Origin of the sequence: Stenotrophomonas sp. TWI377 (genome assembly GCF_039674525.1) — a bacterium.
Taxonomy (GTDB): Bacteria; Pseudomonadota; Gammaproteobacteria; order Xanthomonadales; family Xanthomonadaceae; genus Stenotrophomonas.
Genome location: NZ_JBDJNT010000042.1, coordinates 1 through 4276 on the forward strand (window position 1 = coordinate 1; position 4276 = coordinate 4276).

At 67.2% G+C, this 4276-nt stretch carries 3 protein-coding genes and 1 tRNA gene; 3 read left to right on the forward strand and 1 reads right to left on the reverse strand.

Annotation, left to right across the window (positions count from 1 at the left end; all coding sequences use genetic code 11):
- Positions 1 to 16 precede the first annotated feature (16 nt).
- Positions 17 to 103, reverse strand: a tRNA-Leu gene (locus tag ABE546_RS18535).
- Positions 104 to 353: 250 nt separating this feature from the next.
- Here ABE546_RS18535 and rnr point away from each other — a divergent pair.
- From rnr to rlmB, 3 genes are all read left to right on the forward strand, one after another.
- Entirely contained in the window at positions 354 to 2699 is a 2346-nt protein-coding gene (rnr, locus tag ABE546_RS18540) for a ribonuclease R (RefSeq protein WP_346464657.1), read from the forward strand.
- Positions 2700 to 2907: 208 nt separating this feature from the next.
- Positions 2908 to 3384 (forward strand): GFA family protein, encoded by a 477-nt coding sequence (locus tag ABE546_RS18545; RefSeq protein WP_346464656.1) that lies wholly within the window; start codon positions 2908 to 2910, stop codon positions 3382 to 3384.
- 97 nt (positions 3385 to 3481) lie between these two features.
- On the forward strand, positions 3482 to 4228 hold the full coding sequence (gene rlmB / locus ABE546_RS18550) for a 23S rRNA (guanosine(2251)-2'-O)-methyltransferase RlmB (RefSeq protein ID WP_019184367.1): 747 nt from the start codon (positions 3482 to 3484) through the stop codon (positions 4226 to 4228).
- Positions 4229 to 4276 lie beyond the last annotated feature (48 nt).

Below are 4276 nucleotides of genomic sequence, written 5' to 3' on the forward strand. Positions count from 1 at the left end.
ATCATTTTCTGAGTCATGGTGCCCAGGAGAGGACTCGAACCTCCACGAAGTTGCCCCCGCTAGCACCTGAAGCTAGTGCGTCTACCAATTCCGCCACCTGGGCGACTCAGGGGGCGAATTCTGGGCATGTCCGTGAGGCTTGTCAACGGTTTTGTGAAATTTCTTCACAATCCTGCACAGGAGCGGCGCTGACCGGTTCTGTACACGCGCAGCGGTTACTATTGAGGTCAATGAAACCAAAGAAACCGACCCAGGGCGCGAAAGCCCCCAAGTCCCCGGCGCCCAAGAAGGCAGCCGGTCCGTCGGGCAAGCCCCGCGCTGCCGCCAAGAAAGCCGGCAAGCTGCCACCCTGGATGCCCGAATCCCTGAACACCGCTGAGCTGCCGCGTGGCAACAAGCGCGGGCCCAGGCCTGCGCATGCCGGGCCGATTCCGACCCGCCGCCGCCCGCATCCGACCCCGCTCGACGGTGAGGTCCAGGTGGACCCCTTCGCCGCCCGCGAGGCCGAGCGCTATGCGCAGCCGATCGCCAGCCGTGAGGCGATCCTGCAGCTGCTCGACCGCTGCGATGGCCCGCAGAGCGCCGAAGAGATCGCCATCCATCTCGGCCTGACCGAGCCGGACCGTGCCGATGCGCTGGGCAAGCGCCTGGGCGCGATGTGCCGTGACGGCCAGCTGGTGCAGAACCGCCGTGGCGGTTTCGCGCCGCTGCAGGCCGTCAACCTGATCACCGGCGTGGTGATCGCCAACCCGGAAGGGTTCGGCTTCCTGCGCCCGGTCGAAGGTGGCGACGATCTGTTCCTGCCGCCGTTCGAAATGCGCAAGGTGCTGCATGGTGACCGCGTGCTGGTCAACGTGACCGGCATCGATCGTCGTGGCCGTCGCGAGGCGAGCATCTCGCGCGTGCTTGAGCGTGGCATGAGCCGCCTGATCGGTCGCTTCAGCGTCGAGTTCGGCATCAACTACGTGGTGCCCGACGACAAGCGCGTGCAGCGCAACGTACAGATCCCGCCCGACCAGACCGGCGATGCCCGCGATGGCCAGCTGGTGGTCTGCGAGCTGACCCAGGCGCCGGACACCCGCCGCCCGCCGATCGGCCGCATCATCGCCGTGCTCGGCGACAAGCTGACGGCCTCGCTGGTGGTGGAAACCGCCATCCACGGCCATGAGCTGCCGTTCGAGTTCCCGGCCGAAGTGCTGGCTGAAGCCACCGCGGTGCCGATGGTGGTCACCCCGGAACAGATCGGCCACCGCGAGGACCTGCGCAACACGCCGCTGGTCACCATCGATGGCGAGGATGCCAAGGACTTCGACGACGCGGTCTACTGCGAACCCAATGCCGAAGGCTTCCGCCTGGTCGTGGCGATCGCCGACGTCTCCAATTACGTGCGTCCCGGTACGCCGCTGGACAATGAAGCGCAGAAGCGCGCGACCTCGGTCTACTTCCCCGGGTTCGTGGTGCCGATGCTGCCGGAAACGCTGTCCAACGGCATCTGCTCGCTGATGCCCAAGGTTGACCGCATGTGCTTCGTCTGCGACATGCAGGTGAACCGCGAAGGCGAGGTCATCCATTCGCGCTTCTACGAAGCGGTGATGAATTCGCATGCGCGCCTGACCTACAACCAGGTCTGGGAAGCGGTGGGCGAGAATGACCCGGCCGCGCGCAAGGCGATCGGTCCGCTGATGCCGCAGGTGGATCGCCTGTACCAGCTGTATCACGTGCTGGCCAAGGCGCGTACCCGCCGCGGTGCGATCGAATTTGAAACCTCCGAAGTGCGCTTCGTGCTGGACAACACCGGCGAAGTCACCCAGGCCGGGATGATGGTGCGCAACGATGCGCACAAGCTGATCGAAGAATGCATGATCGCGGCCAATGTGCAGGCGGCGCGCTACCTGCTGGCCAAGCAGGTGCCGGCGCCGTTCCGTGACCATGAGCGTCCGCCGGAATCCAAGTACGCCGATCTGCTCGAGTTCCTGAAGGAATTCAAGCTGAGCCTGCCGCCGTGGTCGAAGGTGCAGCCGGCCGATTTCACCAAGCTGCTGAAGAAAGTGCGCGATCGCCCGGACGCAGCGCTGCTGGAATCGGTGCTGCTGCGCAGCCAGAGCCTGGCGGTGTACTCGCCGGACAACCTGGGCCACTTCGGCCTGGCGCTGGATGCGTACGCCCACTTCACCTCGCCGATCCGTCGCTACCCCGATCTGCTGGTGCACCGTGCGATCAAGCACGCGCTCAGCGGAGCCGCGCCGGAGAAGTTCACCTATTCGCCGCGTGAGATGGCCGCGCTGGCCCTGCAGTGCTCCGAGCGGGCGCGCCGCGCCGATGAAGCCGAGCGTGAAGTCGACGAGCGTTACCGCGCCGCGTGGATGGAAAAGCACGTTGGCGGCCAGTTCGAGGGCGTGATCAGTGGCGTGACGAGCTTCGGCCTGTTCGTGGAACTGGACGAATCCAAGGTCAACGGCCTGGTCCACGTGACCCAGCTGCCGCACGACTATTACCAGTTCGACGCGGTGCGCAAAACGCTCAACGGCGAACGCCGCGGCAAGATCTACCGCCTCGGTGACCGCGTGCGGATCCTGGTGCTCAAGGCCAGCATGGAAGAGCGCAAGATCGACTTCCGCCTGGTGGAAGAAAAGGACGATTCGCTGCCCGAGCTGCCGCCGCGCGGCCAGCCGGCCAAGCGCCAGAAACAGAAGTACTGATCGGCGCGTGGCGGCCCACGGCCGGTCCGCGGCGGGGGGCGCCCCGTGGGCGGGCCCCCGCGCGCCCCGCCGCCCCCCCCCAACAAACACACCTCGGTCTCGCCGCGTCCCGGCCCCGGCCGGGACCGCGGCAGGTGCCGACCGTTGGTCGGCACGTCGTCTACCCGCCCACGGTTGGTGGGCACGCCGATCCCATCGGAGCGATCCCATGCAGGCCCTCCCCGAATACAGCGGTGGTTGCCAGTGCGGCGCGATCCGCTTCCACGTGCTCGGTGCGCTGACCCACAGCTCGATCTGCCATTGCCGGATGTGCCAGAAGGCCTTCGGCGCCTATTACGCCCCCTTGGTCTCGGTCCGTGGCAGCGACTTCCGCGGGACCCGCGGCGAGCCCCGGCGTTTCCCATCCTCCACTATGGTCCAGCGCGGCTTCTGCGCTGACTGCGGCACCCCGTTGACCTACGAAGCCCCGGATGGCGTAGCGATCGCGGCCGGCGCCTTCGATGAACCGGCCCGCCTGCCGCCGACGATCCAGTACGGGATCGAGGCCAAGCTCCCGTTCGTGGATGCCCTTGGGTCGCTCAGCGCGCTGCGCAGCGAAGAGGACGCCGAGGCCGGCGACTTCCTGTTGCATATCGTCTCCCACCAGCACCCGGACCACGACACCGCGGATTGGCCGCCGGGCTGAAGGCGGGCTGTGAACGCCCCCCGTGAACGCCCGGCAGGGCAGGGTGGGCCTTGATGCTCTACCATTACCAACCCCTTTACCGGTCCCGCCCCCCGCAATGAGCAAGCAAAGCCAGTGGATCGTCGGCGTCAACGCCGTCGCCTCTTCGATCGAGAATGATGCCGAGAACGTCCGCGAGGTCCTCATCGAGGCCGGTGCGAAGAACCCGCGTCTGACCGAGATCGAGGAAAACGCACGCCGCAAGGGCATCGACGTGCGCAAGGTGAACACCCAGGCGCTGGACGGTGTGGGCGGTTCGGTGCGTCACCAGGGCGTGGCGGCGCGCTACCAGGCCGCACGGACCTGGGGCGAGAACGAGCTGGAAGGGCTGGTGGAAGCGGCCGAGGGCAAGGCCCTGCTGCTGATCCTCGATGAGGTCCAGGACCCGCACAACCTCGGCGCCTGCCTGCGCAGCGCGGCGGCGGCCGGTGCCACGGCGGTGATCATTCCCAAGGACAAGTCGGCCTCGGTCAATGCGACCGTACGCAAGACCTCGGCCGGCGCAGCCGACCGTATCCCGGTGGTGCAGGTGACCAACCTCTCGCGCTGCCTGAAGGACCTGCAGAAGCTGGGCGTGTGGATCTACGGCCTGGCCGGTGAAGCCACCGAGTCGCTGTATGCGATCGACCTGAAGGGCAACGTGGCGCTGGTGCTGGGCGGCGAAGCCGACGGCCTGCGCCGCCTGACCCGCGAAAACTGCGATGGCCTGGTCAAGATTCCGATGCCAGGCGATATCGAGAGCCTGAACGTCTCCGTCGCCACCGGCGTGAGCCTGTTCGAAGCGGTGCGTCAGCGCGGGCTGTAACCCGCCCGCGCGAGGGGGTAGAGCCGACCCGGGGGGGGGGCCGCCACG